At 42.5% G+C, this 15658-nt stretch carries 18 protein-coding genes; 2 read left to right on the top strand and 16 right to left on the bottom strand.

Features of this window, described 5'->3' with window-relative positions:
- Window positions 1-188 precede the first annotated feature (188 nt).
- Window positions 189-1463, top strand: coding sequence for a lipopolysaccharide biosynthesis protein (locus tag AB2J24_RS04450; protein WP_367384601.1), 1275 nt, complete (start codon window positions 189-191; stop codon window positions 1461-1463).
- Here AB2J24_RS04450 and AB2J24_RS04455 read toward each other — a convergent pair.
- Genes AB2J24_RS04455 through AB2J24_RS04465 form a run of 3 tightly spaced genes read right to left on the bottom strand, consistent with a single transcriptional unit; the run spans window position 1460 to window position 4304 of the window.
- On the bottom strand, window positions 1460-2335 hold the full coding sequence (locus AB2J24_RS04455) for a DUF6492 family protein (RefSeq protein WP_367384602.1): 876 nt from the start codon (window positions 2333-2335) through the stop codon (window positions 1460-1462). The two genes, AB2J24_RS04450 and AB2J24_RS04455, sit on opposite strands and share 4 nt — an antisense overlap.
- Before the next feature lie 8 nt (window positions 2336-2343).
- Window positions 2344-3120 (bottom strand): WecB/TagA/CpsF family glycosyltransferase, encoded by a 777-nt coding sequence (locus AB2J24_RS04460; RefSeq protein WP_367384603.1) that lies wholly within the window; start codon window positions 3118-3120, stop codon window positions 2344-2346.
- Entirely contained in the window at window positions 3117-4304 is a 1188-nt protein-coding gene (locus AB2J24_RS04465) for a glycosyltransferase family 4 protein (protein WP_367384604.1), read from the bottom strand. Before AB2J24_RS04465 ends, AB2J24_RS04460 begins: the two co-directional genes overlap by 4 nt.
- Window positions 4305-4458: 154 nt before the next feature.
- Here AB2J24_RS04465 and AB2J24_RS04470 point away from each other — a divergent pair, with 154 nt between their 5' ends.
- Entirely contained in the window at window positions 4459-5436 is a 978-nt protein-coding gene (locus AB2J24_RS04470) for a glycosyltransferase family 2 protein (protein WP_367384605.1), read from the top strand.
- 14 nt (window positions 5437-5450) lie between these two features.
- Here AB2J24_RS04470 and AB2J24_RS04475 read toward each other — a convergent pair whose 3' ends face one another.
- The 13 genes from AB2J24_RS04475 to AB2J24_RS04535 all read right to left on the bottom strand — a co-directional run bounded on the left by AB2J24_RS04475 (window position 5451) and on the right by AB2J24_RS04535 (window position 15624).
- On the bottom strand, window positions 5451-5975 hold the full coding sequence (locus AB2J24_RS04475; protein ID WP_162654157.1) for a hypothetical protein: 525 nt from the start codon (window positions 5973-5975) through the stop codon (window positions 5451-5453).
- Window positions 5972-6346, bottom strand: coding sequence for a hypothetical protein (locus AB2J24_RS04480; RefSeq protein WP_162654158.1), 375 nt, complete (start codon window positions 6344-6346; stop codon window positions 5972-5974). The genes AB2J24_RS04475 and AB2J24_RS04480 overlap by 4 nt, the downstream gene beginning before the upstream one ends.
- A 21-nt stretch (window positions 6347-6367) precedes the next feature.
- The gene (locus AB2J24_RS04485; protein WP_367384606.1) at window positions 6368-6883 is read right to left on the bottom strand and encodes a rod-binding protein; all 516 of its coding nucleotides are present in this window, start codon (window positions 6881-6883) and stop codon (window positions 6368-6370) included.
- A 49-nt stretch (window positions 6884-6932) separates the two neighbouring features.
- The gene (locus tag AB2J24_RS04490) at window positions 6933-7334 is read right to left on the bottom strand and encodes a hypothetical protein (RefSeq protein ID WP_367384607.1); all 402 of its coding nucleotides are present in this window, start codon (window positions 7332-7334) and stop codon (window positions 6933-6935) included.
- Window positions 7334-8086 carry a flagellar biosynthetic protein FliR gene (gene fliR / locus AB2J24_RS04495; protein WP_162654161.1) on the bottom strand — a complete coding sequence of 251 codons (753 nt, stop codon included), beginning with the start codon at window positions 8084-8086 and terminating at the stop codon, window positions 7334-7336. Before fliR ends, AB2J24_RS04490 begins: the two co-directional genes overlap by 1 nt.
- Entirely contained in the window at window positions 8083-10170 is a 2088-nt protein-coding gene (flhA, locus tag AB2J24_RS04500) for a flagellar biosynthesis protein FlhA (RefSeq protein WP_162654162.1), read from the bottom strand. Before flhA ends, fliR begins: the two co-directional genes overlap by 4 nt.
- A 147-nt stretch (window positions 10171-10317) precedes the next feature.
- A complete protein-coding gene (gene fliQ, locus AB2J24_RS04505) occupies window positions 10318-10584 on the bottom strand; it encodes a flagellar biosynthesis protein FliQ (RefSeq protein ID WP_162654163.1) in 267 nt (88 codons plus the stop codon).
- Entirely contained in the window at window positions 10581-10988 is a 408-nt protein-coding gene (flgD, locus tag AB2J24_RS04510) for a flagellar hook assembly protein FlgD (protein ID WP_162654164.1), read from the bottom strand. Before flgD ends, fliQ begins: the two co-directional genes overlap by 4 nt.
- Window positions 10979-11428 (bottom strand): flagellar biosynthesis repressor FlbT, encoded by a 450-nt coding sequence (gene flbT, locus AB2J24_RS04515; protein ID WP_367384608.1) that lies wholly within the window; start codon window positions 11426-11428, stop codon window positions 10979-10981. Before flbT ends, flgD begins: the two co-directional genes overlap by 10 nt.
- Window positions 11428-11772 (bottom strand): flagellar biosynthesis regulator FlaF, encoded by a 345-nt coding sequence (gene flaF, locus AB2J24_RS04520; RefSeq protein WP_367384609.1) that lies wholly within the window; start codon window positions 11770-11772, stop codon window positions 11428-11430. The genes flbT and flaF overlap by 1 nt, the downstream gene beginning before the upstream one ends.
- 40 nt (window positions 11773-11812) lie before the next feature.
- Complete coding sequence (locus tag AB2J24_RS04525; RefSeq protein WP_367384610.1) at window positions 11813-12868, bottom strand: flagellar hook-associated family protein; 1056 nt, start codon at window positions 12866-12868, stop codon at window positions 11813-11815.
- A 4-nt stretch (window positions 12869-12872) separates the two neighbouring features.
- Complete coding sequence (gene flgK, locus AB2J24_RS04530) at window positions 12873-14336, bottom strand: flagellar hook-associated protein FlgK (RefSeq protein ID WP_162654168.1); 1464 nt, start codon at window positions 14334-14336, stop codon at window positions 12873-12875.
- 19 nt (window positions 14337-14355) lie between these two features.
- Window positions 14356-15624, bottom strand: coding sequence for a flagellar hook protein FlgE (locus AB2J24_RS04535; RefSeq protein WP_162654169.1), 1269 nt, complete (start codon window positions 15622-15624; stop codon window positions 14356-14358).
- Window positions 15625-15658 lie beyond the last annotated feature (34 nt).

A 15658-nucleotide genomic window follows, 5' to 3' on the forward strand; every position in this document is an offset into this window, starting at 1 on the left:
ATGTGATCCAGACAGAAGAATGAATTGTTAACGCAACTTAAAAAATTATGGGTAATAAAGTATTAACAAAAGAGCTTTTGATCATGGTTTTCAGAAATAAACATCTCTAAATACAGCATCTTAAGACTTTTATGAAATAACTCAGTTTATCGAGGCAAAAATTACAATAACAAGCCGGGTTGAGTTGAATGTTAGACCATATAAGATCAACATATTTGTCCAATTTTGATAATATTCGATCCTACGCAATTCTTGTAAGCGGTTCTGCAGGGCGACTGGTCATTTCCCTCATTTATTTTATTCTTGTTGCAAATACATTGAGCTTTGATGAATTTGGGCTTTTTGCTGCAGCATCTGCAACAGGTATAATTTTATCACGATTTTTTGCTTTTGGATTTGTCTCCCCTCTATACCGAATAGCTACGGCAAAAAAGCGCTTACTGGGTGTCTATACCTCCGGTCTGATTGCTGGAGCAATCTTATCAATGCCAATCATCGCGGTTGTCGCTATCATTATCTATTATCTGATGTTTGCCCATCAGATGTTGATGATAACATTTTTGTTCATCGTTTTTGCAGAGGTTATATTCTGGAGGACATTAGAGGTTGCAGTCATCCTACTAAATGGCCTCTATAAATTCGGGCACGCCTCTATTCTTGTGATCATTGGCACGCTTGTTAAGATGTTAACATCTGCGTTATTCGTTTGGCTCTCAATGGGTGACTTACAAGATTGGGGTATCTATTACATTTGCGGGAACGCCGCTTCAGCTGCAATTGCTGTATTATTCTACTACCCAAAAGTCAGGTTGCGATGGCGCGTATCCTTGTACTATGCCCGCTGGATTGATTCACTGTCGGTGGCCGCGGCAGAGCTTACATATTACACTCAAAATGAAGTCGACAAGTTACTAGTTCTTGCCATGGGAGGGCCAAAGATTGCCGGTATTTATGCGATCCTCATGCGATTGATAGACCTGACTGCGCTGCCAGTTCGATCCATGTTGACACTTCTTATCCAAAAAATTATGCAACGGAAATCCATAATTCAAAGCCTTAAGAATCGCTTGATTTTTGAAGCTGCGATTGGCGGCATTTCCCTGGCGGGCATCATTGCCATGGCGCTGATCTTATCAATTTTCCCCAATCTACTCGGAGACAATGTCGCCGAAGTAACGCCAATACTTATTTTTGTTGCATTGGTACCATGTTTTAGAAATCTTGCTGAATATCATTCAGAATTGCTATACGGCGTCAACCGTACCGTCATTAGAACACGAAATGCACTACTTCTGGGTATCCTAAAAACTGGGTTGCTAGCTCTATTATTGCATTATTTTGCTACAAGCGATATCTGGCTAACGCTGCTCAATGGGGTATTTGGAATACTCTACATTGCTTCATTGTTTTTGAGTTATCCCGCTATTGATAAGATTGCACCACTTCAAAAGAGTAATGTCTAAGCAGGTTTATAATCTAATGTCATTTTTCTGAGTTCTTCTATATCTGTATGTACGAATGATTGAATTCCGATGGCGACATGTTCAGAACTTAGTTCAGATAGAAAGTTCTTTAATCCTTCAGAAGATGCATCGCCATTACTTTCATCCCACATAACCTTGCAGAGAGCCTGTCGGTTATCATTGTGATTGACACCTTTTTCAATCTCTTTTGCAAAACGACCATAAATCATGCACTCGGACATTTCACGATTTCTAATGAGACATTTAACCCAGTTGTGGCCGTGAACTTTCTCAATATGGCAAAGAAGATTTTTTACCGTTTGTGTGCGCCAGGCAATAAATGTATTGATGTAATCATCATAACACATATCCGCGTCTGCAATGCCAAGAAGTGAACCAGCATTTTTTGACCACTGCATATGTTCCTGCATGCTTTCGTTAATCCCGTTTGGATTGCAATAAAAACGGATATCTTCACCAACCAGTAAAGAATTTACATCAAAATCTTGAAGAAGAACGACATCAGAGTCGATTGATAACATGATGTCTTCATCAAGTTTCTCAGCAATGGCGAGGCGTCTAATTTGTTGTGCGTGCCATCCCCTTAATGGAAGCGAAAATGGTGACAACCAAACACGCGCATGCTGAGATGAAACAGGATCGGGAAACGAACGTAACCACCACGGAAATAAATCAAGTTCACTTACAATTACCCTATTCTTTCCGCCCAGTTTACTAAATGTTTCAACATCACACTCTTCAACAAGTAGATAATGTGTCCAATCACCCTTTAGATGCTTATCCAAACTCTCGCAAAGAAGTTGGCAACGTTCAAAATCGTCTGCATATGATGCAGTTATTACGGCTGTCAAAATAGTACTCAACCTTTATGGACACGATGATTATCGAAGATTCTATGCCAAAAGATGCGCCAAATGAACAGTGGATTTCCGACTATGTATCGGCGCCAGAGGCGACGCGGTTCAAGCAGTAATCTATATAACCATTCTATACGCCATTCTCGCCAAGACAAAGGTGCCCTAGGCATTGTCGAGGAAACAAAATCAAACAATGCACCAACGGTGAACACCAGCTTCCCATGTTCTGGATTAATATAGTTGTGCACCCACTTCTCTTGAAGAGGGCTGCCCATGGCAACCAATAGGATATCTGGCTTAAGTTTGGCCAATTTTTTTAATGCTGTCTCAGTTTTATCATCATTTATGTACCCATCGGAAATAGGTACAAAATTATGCCACGGCGTTTGCTGACCAAAAACCCTCGAAGCATCTTCAAGAACATTTTGAGTGCCGCCAATCATTGCAATTGTCATAGGTTTATCTAGATACACCATTAAGCTTGGTATAAAATCTGTTCCATTCAAATTTGCCGAAAATTTATGGCCTTCAAGTATCATATTTGCAATATCTACACCAAAACCATCTGGCAGAATTGTAACACCGCTTAAGCTGTCTCGATATTCTTTATCGTGAACGGATATATTTGCATTGTTCGCATTTAAGAACCCGAAAATATGCTGCTTTTTATCATCTGAAAATTTGCTCTCAACCGTACGAAAAGCCTGTTCCCACGTTAGGTCAAGCACATCGACACCCAGTATTTGGGTACTCCTTCTTTCTGACGATTGCTCCGTCATAGAGCACCTTCCTTTACATCGTGCAGGAAATTCGCAGCTTTCAAACCGACAGAAAGGTTGGACATCAATGCGTCAAGCTGACGTTGATGAAATTCATTTCCATCGATATGTAAGTTAACCCCTCCCTTAGTGCGTTCAACACAATCAATTAATGCATCTGCAAACTGATACGGATCTTCGACTTTGAAACAATTTTCGGGAATATCCGAAATACCTCGAAGTGCATTTTGTGTTGCAACAGCGGGAAGCCCCAATTCAAATGTTTCGATTGTTTTCAATTGAACACCGGTACCTTCCTGACTAAATAGTGGAATAACTGCACATCTACGGCAAAATTCACGTGCATCTTCTACTCGGCCTAGGAATTTGACATTATCAGGCACGTCACTCCGTATGTTCCCAATATTGCCGGCTATTGCAATGGTGTATTGATTGGGCAATTTGGGGACGATCTTAGACAAAAACCAATCTAAACCTTGTCGATTAGCAGCCCAACTCCAAGACCCAATAGTACCTATATCGTATATCACATGTTGGTTTGCAGGCCGGACAACAGGTTTTATAGATGTCACCAGGGGAAGCATATTCGACTTCTGTGTTATATTTAGATCAATTCTATCTTGATCTGCTAAGGTCCAAACGTGAGATGCCTGCGCGCATAACTCAGTTTCAAGCCTATCTAATAATGTTGCCTCTCGCTTGAATAAAAATGCGGAAACACCATTAGCCGCCGCTGTTGCATTTTTGATAGCGGACGCTGATTCAACATTATGTGCAATGAAGATAGTTTTCTCTTTGCTAAATACCTCAAAAAAGGCACCAGCTAATTGTACAGAATTTAAAATCAAACCGTCAAATGGTCTCAAACCATCCAAATTAGACCGGATGACATCAGCGTCAACAGCAAGCATTTTTGCAGATGATACTGTCATTCCTTCGGCCACGGCTTTCATCAGCCACCTGGCTTTCTGCAACTTTGAGACTTTTGTATTTGTAACTTCGAGTTCACCCAGAACAATCGTCGTATCGGGATAGGCTGGCTCCTCACCGGGAGTAAGAAAACCCATGATTTTCAAGTCAATACCGAGCGCATATAACCCATCTACGATAACGCGATTCGCGATATCATATCCCGATTTTGGATCTTTGACCGGAACCAATGATGACAAAAATATCAACTTCACACATATTCTCCTTGGTCATGGTTATACAGAGAACCTTTGAATTTGCTGCTAAATCGGTTCCTCAACTTATATCAAAGACATAAATCAAATATTTAGATTGTTTGTATAAGACTTATTAAGCTTTTGATAATGTGATTGAGACAGCACAGCCATTATGAATATTACAGAATATTTTCGTTCAAATAATGTTGATGCTGAGAGCATTGAACTCATTGTAACCATCCCGACTTACAAAAGACCCCAACAACTTAAGCTGACACTCCAATCGCTTGTAAATCAAACAATCGATAAAAAATTTGCTGTCATCGTGATGGATAATCACGAAGGTACAGAAGGAGCGCAGTCTGCGAAGAGCTGTATGACTTCCGCTGACCTTAATGGCGCTGACCTTAACGGCATTGTCATTCTTGCCCACGATAGAGGTAATTGTCATGCATATAATGCAGGCTGGAAAACGGCATTGTTGGAGTTTAAAAATTTCAGGTATTTGGCAGTCATTGATGATGATGAAGTTGCTGACCCTCGCTGGCTTGAAGAATTAGTTAATACCGCAGAAAGTGTGGGGGCGGATATAGTTGGCGGCCCTCAGATCCAGCAATTTAAGGCCGAAGCACATAATGTTTGGAAGCGACATCCAGTGTTTCTTCCACACTATAAACAAACAGGACCGGTGCCAATTCTCTATTCATCTGGGAATGTTCTTATATCGAGGCATGTTCTAGAACACATGCCTTCACCTCACCTAGACCCGATGTTTAATTTTATTGGCGGGGGCGACAGTGATTTTTACTCACGATGCAAACGTGAGGGTTTTACTTTTGCATGGTGTAACAGTGCTCAGGTTTTAGAAGACGTCCCAAGTCAACGTGCCACTTTCAAATGGGTCAATGCGCGCAGTTTAAGAAATGGGTCCATTTCATCGATTATTGATACAAAGCGCAGCAGGAACAGGCTTAAAACACTTGCAAAATCACTCGTTCTGTTGGGAATTTCTCCATTTAGGTCTGCTATCTCAGCGATCAAGAATAGATCAATTGTAATTGGCTTATATCATGTACAAGTCGCCATCGGACGTCTGCTAGCAGAAATTGGTGTCATCAATGAACAGTATCGCAATCCAGAAAACAAATAGTCAATTTGAGAGGACTATTTTTTTGGTGCTTTATCTACTTCTTCCGCACCAGTTTTCATTTGGTAATTTTGATTGGCAATATTCGATCGAATTTCCTGCTTACCTAGATAATCCAAACGGCCTATGAGGATATCGTGAAATACCTCGCGTCCAACACGTTCATTAAGCGAATCTCCAACTGTTTTTCTAAATGCTTCAAGATCAAAATTATCCAAGGCCGGGAAGTTAATGACATTGTTCCCGATAAATTCGGTGATCAGAATATCATTTATCATTTCCTGCGGTTTAAATGGAAAGATATCCATATCCTTTGGCTCTATCAAAAAGCTAACTTGTGTGAGAAAGTATCCGTGAACTTTTCCGCGGCTAATCACCGGCACTGAAATAACATCGCTGTTGACCCGTTGAAGGCCAGCATAGAAATTTGCTTTTTCAAGTTCTTCATCACTTGGCCCTGGTTTTGACATGGAAATTGCACCATAGACTGAACCTAATGCAACAACGGCAACCCAAACACCAATGAGCAACACTTTAATCATGAAAGTTCATAGCCGCCAAATTGACCCATTGAATAAGTCCCATCATCCTCTGCAGAATGGACAGCATCTTTGAGCATATTCGCAATATCACGCACAGCTTCCATGTGGGTTTCAAGTTTACGCTTATTGACTGCCAACTTTTCTTGAACAGCGTTTAACTGGTTTTGATGCTCAGCCCGAATATCATCAGACTTGCAGTTTTGTAGTAGCGTTGTGATTTCATAAAGACAACGACTTTTTTGCGTGCTTGAAGCTGCAATATCAAACTCGAGATCCTTACCAATTTTTGAATTTTCAAGATCAAGTAATGCTTCGAGACGGCCAAGTACATTACTAATTCGAACCTTATATGGTTGTGCAGGTTGGCTCATCGGATTTTCTTTCTATGGGATTTAAGGCTTAGGATTTTCATCCAGAGTATCTAATATATCGCGTTCATTGGTATGTATGATATTAGCTGCTTGATTAGCATTCTCGCTTTGCGCCTGTAGCTGCTGGGCAATACCAACGCCCCCGGCCTTTGCAAGCGTGTTACCAATTTGCTGGGCCATCATACCCTTCCATATGTCGCCGGCTGTACCTTCACCAAAAACGGAGCTTGCATCCTGAGGCAACATTTCTTTTACAAATTGCTCAAGAATAACGCCTTCGAACTTTTGGAAGGATTGATCCACACCTTGCGTTATGGATTGTGATCTCATATCAGCGACATTTTTTGGTAAAACGACAGCTGGTGCTGAGCCTGCTGCTTTTGCTGCTAATTCAGTTGCAAATTTTTCACCTGCAGCGGCAATTTCGAATGACGATGTTTTCTTCGTTTGAAGGTTAGCATCAGCAATAGCTGCTCGCTCAGGGTTTCCTGCCCTCAAAACATCAAGTACTAAGTCTGTATTTACTGAAATAGCCATAAACTTGCCCTATATGAAATACTCTACCTAGAATTATTTCATATGGGCCTTACCACAAGCTGGATTTTTCCCTGGCGGATAGACCATCAATCAGATCCTGCAGGTCTTCTTCTTCCTGTTCTCGTGCCTCGTCAGATTGGGCGACAATTACTTTTTCGGAAATACGGTCTGCTTTTACACTCTCGGTTAATTTGTTTTTCTCAAGGAGACCTCTGTGCTTATTCAATTTTTCTTTCTTTGTTTCAAGAGAAGAAAGACGCTTTGCATAATGACCAGCCATAACCATATTAACCGGTGTAAAATCTCCCAATGCGCCAATTATAGATGTAACGCCATCTTCGGTATATCGTTGCTCAGCTAAGACCAGCGCCAAATCATTTTCAACAATCTTCTCTTTTTGCCGCTGAATCTCGACTAAACGCAACAGGCGTTTGGATTTTTTCTCCGCCATTATTGCCCCTCAAATATTCTGAAAAAACCATCCATAAACAAGATCAAGAAGTCTGAAATACCTAGATAAAGAAGTATCAAACCGCCTGTCAAAATAAATGGGATTGATATAAAATAAATCGGAATCTGGGGTGCCAGTTTATTGACCATACCGATCGATAAATTGAAAATAAGACCATAGATAATAAATGGGCTTGCCAGACTAAGCATTAAAATAAATGTGGAGGCCAATGTATCCGTCAGTGATACCAGCGCCATGCGATTCTGAAAGCCTCCTCCGATCGGCATGAACTCGTAACTTCGCACAAGTGTTTGTATGATCATGTGATGAAAATCTGTCATGAATAACAATACAATTGCAGTAAAAGAAATAATCGTTGTGATATCACTTTCCGGTTCATATTCGACAATACCAGGTGAAGGTGCAGCATTATAACCAATTGTCATTGACATGGCGGTGCCGGCAAATTGCAAACCAAGAGTGATATAACGCGCAATCAATCCCATGGTTACACCAACAAAAATCTCGCCACCGATTAGGATAATATATTCTCCACCACTCACTTTGGTTTGCGCATAGAGCATCTCCCACATGAGTGGTAAGATCGCCATTGAAACTGCTAGAGCAATCATCAATCTTATTTGTACCGGTATGCGCGCACTGCTCAATCCCGGCAGCGCCATAAAGCAGCCGCCAATTCTACAAAATGCAGCAAATAGCGCTAAAACTGTTCCCTCAGGATCTGCAATCACGAAATTGACCCAAGGATATTGATTTCAATACCTTTGGCAATTTCCACATGAGACAAAACAGGTAATGTTGCAAATATTCTTTCCACGATCATTCTCACATAAGGTCTTGCATCTGGAGATGACACGAGCACAAAAGGTGCACCTTTGTCCATGTATGAACGAATAATTTCTGTGGCCTGTGCAGTAAATTCTTCAAGCATCTTCGGTTCGATGTCAAACTCAACGACCTCGCCCTTAGCATCGCGCTTCAACGCCTGATGGAAAACCTGATCCCAATGGTTACCTAAACGTAACACATTGAGCGTGCCATTTTGCGATAGATCACCACATAATTGTTGAGCCATTCGTATCCGCACATGTTCAACTATCTGCTCTGTCTTACGCATATGTGGTGCAAGTTCAGCAACAGCTTCCAAGACAAGATGCAAGTTTCGTATAGACATCCGCTCTGCTAGCAATAGTTTCAGGACAGCTTGCAGACCTGAGTAGGACATATGATTTGAACAAATCTCATCTGCCAATTTCTGATATTCTGGGTCAAGCCGGTCGATAAGTACTTTCATATCTTTATATGATAGAAGCTGCGGGAGATTATTTCGAATAACTTCACTTAGATGAGTAAGAACAACTGAAACATTATCAATCGGTTGGAAACCTTCGCGCTTTAAATCATCGGCAAAGTCTTCTGGCACAGACATTGCAGGCATACCAAATGCGGGTTCACGCAATTCATCTCCTGGCACGCTTGGTTTACGCCCGTTTCCGATGACAACCATCAGCTCACCAACGCGTAACTTATTTGCAGCAACAGTCGTACCGTGAATTCTAATCTGATAAGATTTTTCATCTATACCAATATCATCTGTGACTTTGATTTCCGGCACGACAAACCCAAATTGGGTTGCAAACTTTTTACGCATCTTGCTTACACGAAACGCTAGTTCATCGTGCGATGCCAATAATTTGCCACTCAATTGTTTACCGAGCAAAAGCTCAACTTCAGCAGTTCTCAGAACATCTTTGACAGAATCCTGTTTTTGCTCATTCTCCTGCGCAATCTGTCTTTGTTTTTCCGCAAGCTCGGCTGTTTCTTGCTCTTGCCGCTGACGTGGTATCAACCACGCACCAAAAGCCAAAACACCGCCTAAAAATGCGAAAGGCAAAAATGGTAATCCAGGCATAATGCCTAGCACAAATAAGAGACCAGCTGATGCCATCAAAGCTCTTGGATAAAAACTCAATTGTGTGATGACGGTGTCATCGGTCGTTCCGACTTGACCACCACGCGAGACCAGAAGACCAGCTGCTAGCGAAACAATCAATGCAGGAATTTGAGAGACCAGGCCATCACCGACAGATAGTTTTACAAACACGTCTGCAGCTTGACCAACTTCCATTCCATGGCGAGCGTAACCAATAATAATTCCACCAAAAATATTAATCCCGGTAATGATGAGCCCTGCAATCGCATCACCACGAACAAATTTTGATGCACCATCCATCGCACCAAAAAACGAGCTTTCCTGCTCTAGTTCTCGGCGTCTTATCTGGGCATCTTTCTCGCTAATTAGCCCTGCGGACAAATCAGCATCAATAGCCATTTGTTTACCGGGAATAGCATCGAGCGTAAACCTCGCTCCCACTTCTGCAATACGTGTTGCACCTTTAGTGATCACGATGAAATTGACAACAACCAGAATGAGAAAAACAATCACACCGATTACGAAATCACCAGACATGACCAGTTGCGCAAAGCCGCCAATAACGTTGCCGGCAGCATCGGTGCCAGAGTTTCCGTCTGATAATATTACTCGTGTTGTCGCGATATTAAGCGATAACCTTGTCATTGTGGCAATAAGGAGAATTGTCGGAAATGAGGAAAAATCCAATGGCTTTTGAATCCAAAGCGCCACCATAAGAATGAGAACCGAAAAAGCAATCGAAAAAGCAAGGCCAAAATCAATAAGAAACGAAGGAATGGGTAGAAAAAGAACTGATAGAATTGCCATGATACCCATAGCAAAGCCCATATCTTTTCCGACTGAGATCTTAAACGGGGGTGCGAGTACTTCTTGTTGGGCCATGGTAACTACCGTCTAATCATTGACGCTTTTCGGTACGCCGAAAACAATTTTCAAGACACACCTAATGTATGCCCATTCTTAAACAGATTATAGGTCCCGAAACTTGCGTGAAGTTGGTAGTTAGTAAATTAGAGGATGAAATAGGGGTTAGAAGCCACTTTCAATTCGTTGAAAAACGATATTTGTAAAAGATGCGATCTGCGCACCCACAAAAGGAGCACCTACTGCAACGCTGACCAGTACAGTAATAATCTTAGGAACGAACGTGAGTGTCATTTCCTGAACCTGGGTAAGCGCCTGAAAAAATGCGATAATGACACCAACAAACATAGCAACGCCTACAATTGGCCCGGCTGCGACGAGAACCGTCCATATTGCTGTCTGTACCAAATCTAGGGCATCGGCTTCATTCATGTACCGCTTACAGTAACGCCTTCTCCGACGGTTACCTTCTCTCCACTTTCCAGTGTTACAATAACACCATCAGAATGGATTTTCACCTGCTCGACAACCCCTTTTGTCAAACCATCAGCTGAAGTCACAGTTTTTCCAACAATAGTTCCAGCCTGAGTAAGCATGGAGGACTGAATTAGCGATTCAAGATTCTTATTCGTCTCGATAGTTTGTTCAACTTGCGAGAACGTTGCCAATTGCGCAACTTGTTCTGTCGCATCCATGGGGTCTGTCGGGTCTTGGTGTTTCATCTGCGCAATCAGCAATTTCAAAAATGTATCATAATCAAGCGTTGCCTTCTTGGCAGCCTGAGATGATGCAGATTGACCAGCTGAAGATGTTTGAGAAACTGCTTCTACGCCCATGGTGCTAACTCCCTGCGAATTTCATCAATCGTTGCCGCTGGCATTTGAGGTGTATTTAAAATTTCATCCTCAACAGGATACAGAGCACGAATTGCTTTAAGCGATTCAAATGCTTTACCTTGAATAACCATACCATCAATATGCTTGAGTTCTGACAGGACTTCATCATTTGTGAAGCATGTTAGCAACATGACGATTGATTTTCTAAACATTGTCATGGATTGCTCGTATCCGGCTGGATTGATCAGCATCATTTGAACGATGAAATATAACTGGCGCAACGGGGTTGTTGCTTCTTCAGGCTGCATAACGTGATTTTCAAGAAGGAAAGTTACATCATTCAAAAACTCAAGTGAAACTTTACGATCAACTCTCAATACGGCGCCATTTATAAATATCCGCTCACCAGCTTTAAGTGAAATGCGAAGTGAATTCTTCATTATAGCCCGTCCCTAATCATTTTTGTTATATCTATGATGCCTTGAAAATTATCCGTTTCACGGTGCCGAATTCGTTCGGATTCTTTGATGATCCAAATGCCTATAGAAATAAGGTTTGCACGAAGCTCATCATCCAATTGATTTTCGGCTGAACCGAGATCTTCAATCAATCTAATCCACACACGGTTTACATAATAAAGTGCTTCTATTGCCTCTTGGGAGTCAGAGCCCTTTTTAATAGCGAGCTGCAACATCTCAATTGACCGATCCAGAACCTGCCGTTCTCGATCCTTTGATTCAGTGACGTCATCTTCTTGAACGTCAGCATAGGAAAATTGATACATTACATCGCCCTTTTTATTTGCGTGCTATTTTTCATTAAAATCATCTTAAGTAATCAATCAGGCTTAATCGTTGAATTCGAGAGGTAATTGAGTAAGATGTCTCGACCTGCGTCATCAAAGCATTCACTCGAGTGGATGCTTCATAGACATCAACTTCCTCCATCCTACTTACATATATCTTTGTTAAGTCTGCCTGAACCTGAAGGAGTTGATTGGCTTTCGTAACCCTGCTCTCAGATATCCCTAGAAATGCCCGTTCATCGTCGGTGCCAGTAACAGCCTGCCCTGCAAAAGCAATTGCCTTTTCAGTCAAAACGGATTGCGCTTCATCATTGAGGCCAATGTTAAGCATTTCAAAAGAAATGGTGGCCGCGAATGCAAACTTCCTAAATCCGTCTTGATTTGCATTCACTGAAGTCTGTATCAATTCCTCACGAGCGACACGACTGGTCATATTTGTATCAGATGCTGTTGACCAATCTGTATTCCAGGCGGCCCCTGTAAACATTGGTTCAACAACTGTGTCTAAGAAGGATTGCATCTGTGCTGAGGTTATACCGGCAACAGAAGGACTTGACTGCGCAAAACCAAAATGTGTGGAAAATGCGGTATCAAATGCAGCCTTTGCAGTATTACCCGTCTCGAAATAGTCCACAACCGGTTTCACATCTGTATTAATTCCAGCGAAGAGATACTCGCCATTGGAGGTCATATTCGAAATATCAGTAAATGATTCCAGCGCATGTTTAACCTTGGCAACAGCAACACCGCGCAATGTATCATTGTTTGCATCCCGTGCTAAAATCAAAGCCTCAAGCATAGATTGGGCACTTTCAGAATTTTGCTTCAATCCTGCCTGTGCTGCTGATAATCTGTTCTCAACGAGTGCGTTCACATCTTTGATGGTTGTGAATTGCTCAAAATCTCTATGCAGCATAACTGCATTTGATGTCTTACCACCCAGCGCAACACCAATATCTTCAAAACGACCGGTGACAACTTCCGTCTGTAATTTCTGAATTTCTTGCTGGGCACGTCCAACAACCAACCGCATGGAATGTTGTGTAGCGTAACTAGAAACGAAACTTGTTTTCATAATTCTACCTCGCTGCCGACATCAGAGTATTAAATAGTTCATCAACAACGGATAAGATTCGCGTTGCCGCTTTGTAAGATTGCTCTAAAGTCAGCAACAACGACATTTCTTCATCAATGCTAACACCTGTTGCATTGGACAAAGTCCTTGAAATCTGTTCGTTATAGGCTTGTTTGGTATCTCTAGCGCTTGTCGCATCACTACGCGTTAATTCCAACCAGCCAATACTATCTGCTGCAAAATCAATTAGGCCCTTAGAAGTTCCGAGAAGAGATGTCCCATCAAAAGCAATAGGAGTACCCATTCCGGTTACAAGATTATCCAATCTTTCGGAATAACCTGCCGCGCCCGTCGTATTGTAAACATAGGCAGCGCCATTTATACCGCCATCGCGCAGAAGCTTGGGATCACCGCCTGCCGAAGACATTACAGCACTATTGACCGTAATCATCGCTGCAATCCCATCTACACGGGTACCGGATGGTGGAACAGTTCCTGTTGACCAAGTGAAAAGACCGGGAAGATCCGGCGCACCGCCGCCAGTTTGATCTTTTTCTGCATAAACAGTGATAAGACCACGGGCAATTTCGTCAAGCTGGCCTTGCAGCATCGGGGCAAGGTCATCACGAATCTGAAGCTTTGCCTGCAATGAGCCACCGGCTGAAGTATTTGAACCAGATCCTGGCTGAAGAGGCACACCATCTATATAGATACCATTACCCACCGTTGAGGCACCATAAGCAGGCGATGCTTCAAATGTAACAGACCGTGGAATTTTTTCGAAAAGTGTCGTGCCGTCCATCGTATATAGAGCAACATCATTGTTGCTTCTGACAGCAGGCCTGACCTCAACAATTTTTGAGATTTCCTTGATCAACATTTCACGTTCATCAAGATAATCGTTAACATCAACTTTTGTCGCTGTTCCCTGCTTGATCGCAGTATTAACAGTTTCAAACTGAACCAACATATCATTGAGTTTGGCGACATCAGAGGCGATATCAGTATCCATATCAGTGCGGATTTTCTGAATCTGGTTAGAAGCCGTTTGGAGCGAACGAGCCAGATCTTCGGCACTTGCAACTGCAGTTTCAGCTAATGTAGGCTCATTTGGTTTTGCAGCGTAAGCACTTAAATTATCCCGAAGTTTTCCGGCAAGGACTGCAGGCGACAACTCATAATCGTTTGTGCCAAAAATAATCCGCAACTGATCCAATGATTTAACTAGGGTCGACTGCCCGCTTTCGGAAGCGATACTCGATACATTTTGCCGATACAAAATTTCGTCTTGGGCACGCGCAATTTTAGAAACCTGGGCACCGGCGATAGAATCACTTTCGAGCTGCACCGCTCGGCGCACATAGTTTGGGTTTTCCGCATTAGCAACATTTCGCGATACTACATTGGTCGCCATAGCCGTATTGGATAATGACCTTTGTGCAATATTAAGCGCTGTTGACAATGACATAAGTTAAATCCCTATCGATCTATCGTGCCAAGTTCACAAGTACATCCATCAGTTCCGAACCCGTTTGGAAAACTTTTGAGTTCGCGGTGTAGTTACGCTGCCCCTCAATCATCATGGTCAACTCTTCAGCAATATCCACATTGGAGCCTTCCAAAGCACCAGACTTAATCGTTCCAAAATTATTCGTGCCTGCAAACCCTGTTGTAACAACACCAGATTCAGTACCTTGTGCGTACACATTGCCCGAAAGAGCTCGCAAGCGATCCGGGCTAGGAACCTTTGCCATGGCTATCCGGTAGATCGGAGTTAACTCACCAGATTCATAATTGGCAAAAATCGTCCCATCTGCAGAGATTTCAATGCCTTTTGTAGCACTCGGTCCTTGACCATTAACCGTTCCGTAATCAACGGAAAACCCAGCAGCAAGTTCGGTCATATTGCTTAGATCAATGGTCATCGCACTACCGCCAGGTACTGTAAGAGCTATCGAATTAGCACTTGCACCTGCCAGCGCACCTGATGTTGCCTCAAAGGTCAATGTTTGAGAGGCCAAAGCAGCTGAGGTATACGGAAATGATGTTGTACCGCCAACTGCTGCATCAGCCTTATTATACACGGTAACATCCCATGTATTTGCGGCAGTTTTTGTGTAGTAGAAGTCCAGACCTACTTTTGCACCTTTATCATCATAGGCAACCAACGAACTTTTATGTGTTGGCGTAGCTGTTGCATTGTTCGCAGCAGGCAAGTTTGCTGGAACGACCACCGCAGTTGCTTCAGAATTCAAGTTAGCTTTGAACACGCCAGAAGTTGATGCAATTGCAGACAGGCCCGCTCCGCCGACATTTACCGGAGTTAGTCCATCAAACCCGTTAACAACAGGAACTGGCGTACCACTTGTATAATCGGCACCGAGCAAACGATACCCACCTGCATTAACCAAGAAACCATCACCGTCGGGTGTAAATGACCCGGCACGCGTCAGAAAAGGCACACCATTTGTATCTTCAACAACAAAAAACCCATCGCCTTCAATTGCCAAATCCGTATTAGAGCTCGTAAACGAAAGAGGTCCTTGATCTGAAACGTTATAACGAACATCTGTCGTCATACTACCTGAATTATAAGAGCCAGAACCTGACGGAAGAAGAAGAGATGAGAATTCTGTTTGGGCTTTCTTATAACCCGTAGTGTTCGCATTCGCGATGTTTTCAGCGACCGTACTAAGACGGTTAGCCTGTGAATTCATGCCGGATGTTCCGGTACGCATCATTCCTGATAGACTCATAGCAAAATCCTCACTTAATTATTCTAAGATTGTA

The organism is Lentilitoribacter sp. EG35, assembly GCF_040784015.1.
GTDB lineage: Bacteria > Pseudomonadota > Alphaproteobacteria > Rhizobiales > Rhizobiaceae > Lentilitoribacter.

Excerpts from the sequence above, each read along its gene's own strand:
- AB2J24_RS04450 (WP_367384601.1), top strand. The coding sequence starts at position 189 with ATGTTAGACCATATAAGATCAACATATTTGTCCAATTTTGATAATATT.
- AB2J24_RS04460 (WP_367384603.1), bottom strand. The coding sequence starts at position 3,120 with ATGACGGAGCAATCGTCAGAAAGAAGGAGTACCCAAATACTGGGTGTC.
- AB2J24_RS04470 (WP_367384605.1), top strand. The coding sequence starts at position 4,459 with ATGAATATTACAGAATATTTTCGTTCAAATAATGTTGATGCTGAGAGC.
- AB2J24_RS04475 (WP_162654157.1), bottom strand. The coding sequence starts at position 5,975 with ATGATTAAAGTGTTGCTCATTGGTGTTTGGGTTGCCGTTGTTGCATTA.
- AB2J24_RS04480 (WP_162654158.1), bottom strand. The coding sequence starts at position 6,346 with ATGAGCCAACCTGCACAACCATATAAGGTTCGAATTAGTAATGTACTT.
- AB2J24_RS04485 (WP_367384606.1), bottom strand. The coding sequence starts at position 6,883 with ATGGCTATTTCAGTAAATACAGACTTAGTACTTGATGTTTTGAGGGCA.
- AB2J24_RS04490 (WP_367384607.1), bottom strand. The coding sequence starts at position 7,334 with ATGGCGGAGAAAAAATCCAAACGCCTGTTGCGTTTAGTCGAGATTCAG.
- flhA (WP_162654162.1), bottom strand. The coding sequence starts at position 10,170 with ATGGCCCAACAAGAAGTACTCGCACCCCCGTTTAAGATCTCAGTCGGA.
- fliQ (WP_162654163.1), bottom strand. The coding sequence starts at position 10,584 with ATGAATGAAGCCGATGCCCTAGATTTGGTACAGACAGCAATATGGACG.
- flgD (WP_162654164.1), bottom strand. The coding sequence starts at position 10,988 with ATGGGCGTAGAAGCAGTTTCTCAAACATCTTCAGCTGGTCAATCTGCA.
- flbT (WP_367384608.1), bottom strand. The coding sequence starts at position 11,428 with ATGAAGAATTCACTTCGCATTTCACTTAAAGCTGGTGAGCGGATATTT.
- flaF (WP_367384609.1), bottom strand. The coding sequence starts at position 11,772 with ATGTATCAATTTTCCTATGCTGACGTTCAAGAAGATGACGTCACTGAA.
- AB2J24_RS04525 (WP_367384610.1), bottom strand. The coding sequence starts at position 12,868 with ATGAAAACAAGTTTCGTTTCTAGTTACGCTACACAACATTCCATGCGG.
- flgK (WP_162654168.1), bottom strand. The coding sequence starts at position 14,336 with ATGTCATTGTCAACAGCGCTTAATATTGCACAAAGGTCATTATCCAAT.
- AB2J24_RS04535 (WP_162654169.1), bottom strand. The coding sequence starts at position 15,624 with ATGAGTCTATCAGGAATGATGCGTACCGGAACATCCGGCATGAATTCA.